This is a genomic window from bacterium, from assembly GCA_026414725.1.
Taxonomy (GTDB): domain Bacteria; phylum Ratteibacteria; class UBA8468; order B48-G9; family JAFGKM01; genus JAAYXZ01.
This window is the reverse complement of record JAOAIL010000046.1, coordinates 1-2,444: the sequence shown is the minus strand read 5'-3', so window position 1 is coordinate 2,444 and position 2,444 is coordinate 1. Positions and strand designations below refer to the sequence as shown.

The window sequence follows — 2,444 nt, the reverse complement described above, 5'->3', positions numbered from 1 at the left end:
ATATCTTTCTCTTCTCGAGGTTTTTTTGTATACTGATTTGACCTGGATATCTGTAATGTCTCTGTTATCCTCTTCATGGGGTACGTCTGATAAGGATATGGGCGATATCAGTTTTTTTCACGGGCTTTTCTTGAGAGCATCCCTTAAGATTTCTACCTCCATGGTCTTTTTACCCAAAAGACGCTGTAATTCCCGTATCTGTTTCTTGAGGTGCTTCACCTCAGAGAGGGGAACGAGGGGTTCCTCATTTTTGGCAGCGACAAGGGCACCCTCATGAATGAGACGTCTCCACTTAAAGAGTTGATTGGGATGGACTTCATACTTTCTTGCCACAAAAGATATACTGTTCCCTGGTTGTTTAAGCCTCTTCTCCGCCTCAGGCGGATTAATTATAGTAATAACTCTATGGCTATCACTACAACTTATTTTGGTTAGAGGGGTGTCCGGTGTAAATTGGGGCTGGTACAGAATAAAGAAGAAGTAATTTCCTTATATGCAATTTCAATAGATGGGATCTGGGCAACAATAAAAGAAGTAATCGATATATACGACATTTCACGAAGAACAATTTATAACAGAATAAAAAGGGGCGAATATTATACAAAAAAAATAATAGACCCCGTGACAAATAAAGAAACTACATACATACTGGTAAAAGGAAAATTAAAAGAAAAAGTTCTCAAAAGAAGAGAATTATCTAAAATAAAATTAGAAACAGTAGTCGATAGATATACAATCTATGCGCTCCATACAAAAAAAATAATCGATAAAGAAACATGTGAAAGAGCAATAAATAGTAATAACAGTACCTTCCGTCTCATCGTTAGACTACCGATAGAAAAGTTAAAGACATTAGAAACAGACCTAATAGAAGATATAACACTCAACGAAGACGTTAAACATAAGTTAGTTGAAGCAACCTCTTAAAACAAATTATTGTAAATTGGTGATGATAATGGGATACTACTTTTTGCCACTGGCAATTTCCTTCATGCAAGTGCACGCACTTCAGTGCAATGCACGCACATCTATGCAATGTCAGACATTTTAAGTCACTCGGTAAGAATGGAAATTAATACATTTATATCAAGATTACAGTAGACACGAAAAAGGGGTTGGACCAGGGGAAAAAAGCCATCCCCCCCCGCCCCCAAAAAACTAAAAAGGAAGATATAAAAATGGAGAAGAAGAAGGTGTCGTATAGAATAATAAGAAATATGGTTGAAAAGGGGAAATATTCCCCTTTTTATTGGAAAAAAATTAGCAGAACATGGCCGATATACGAAGACGAAGAAGTTTTATCTCTACTGGCCTTCGTACTCCTAAAAAGAGCAGAAAAAGGAAAATTCTGCTCAGAGCTGTATGATATCGTGGAATTTGTGTTAGACCACTGTGATGGTCTAACAGAAGAACAGGAAGAGAAACTAAAAAGGAAATTCGGGGTCCGATGCTACTAACCCCGAACCTTTTCAGGAGGTCCCTATGGGATAGCCAAGAGGACACCACGTCCCACCTCCTATTTTTTTCTTTTTCAAAAAAAGGAGGACACAATCCAGGAGGAGACAAAATGCTTTGTACTGGGTGTCTCATCCTCGAAGTCAAAATATCAAGAGGAAGTATTATGATTATAGATGTACACGACTAAAAAAACCCTCGGGGTTTACCCGAGGGCCATTTTAATTTTAATTATAAGGAGGTTTTATATGAAGAATGTTTTAATACCCATCGAAAAAATAGTAGTAAAAGAGAACCCTTTTCAGGACCTACCGGAATCCATGTTCCATAAGCTGGTAAATAGCATAAAAGAGCACGGCATCAAGATTCCTCAACATCAGTGAAATTCTCACTGAAACTGAGAAAAGGATCAAAGATATCTAAAATAGACTAAAAGAGAGACAACTTTTTTTTGAGGCTCTGTTAAAAAATGTCATATCTACACCTATGAAGGCATCAATGATTTCGATTATTATGACTTCCACAGAATTAATATATCTAATAAAAGATATGAACATGAGACTGATGAACATCAATGAGATAGCAGATTATATGAAAGTGACAACAAGAACCATCTATAACTTCATCAGATACCATGGGATGCCCTATGTAAAAGTATCAGGGACATTGCGTTTTAACTTTGATGACGTAAATAGTTGGCTCATAGGATACACAAAAACAAACTTTAAAAAAAAGAGAAGAATAACCCATGCTCAAAATAAAAATAAAATAAATTTATCTTCACAACTGAAGCAGAAAAGTATACGTGATTTCTGTATGAGAATCAGAGACGAAGTCCTCCAAAACTCTCTTGATATTTAAAAAGCATTCATTATATAATCAATCCCCAGATGGGACTATACAAAAGAAAAGACTCCCCCTTCTGGTGGGTTTCGTTTACTGTAGATGGAAAGTACTACAGAATGTGTACAAAGACAAAGGATAAAAGG

General features: G+C 36.3%; 3 protein-coding genes. All 3 read left to right on the top strand.

Features of this window, described 5'->3' with window-relative positions:
• Nucleotides 1-453 precede the first annotated feature (453 nt).
• The 3 genes from N3D17_07740 to N3D17_07730 all read left to right on the top strand — a co-directional run bounded on the left by N3D17_07740 (nucleotide 454) and on the right by N3D17_07730 (nucleotide 2,316).
• Nucleotides 454-927 (top strand): hypothetical protein, encoded by a 474-nt coding sequence (locus N3D17_07740; protein ID MCX8083254.1) that lies wholly within the window; start codon nucleotides 454-456, stop codon nucleotides 925-927.
• 251 nt (nucleotides 928-1,178) lie between these two features.
• A complete protein-coding gene (locus N3D17_07735) occupies nucleotides 1,179-1,457 on the top strand; it encodes a hypothetical protein (GenBank protein ID MCX8083253.1) in 279 nt (92 codons plus the stop codon).
• 553 nt (nucleotides 1,458-2,010) lie between these two features.
• A complete protein-coding gene (locus tag N3D17_07730; protein ID MCX8083252.1) occupies nucleotides 2,011-2,316 on the top strand; it encodes an excisionase family DNA-binding protein in 306 nt (101 codons plus the stop codon).
• The last annotated feature ends 128 nt before the right edge of the window (nucleotides 2,317-2,444 follow it).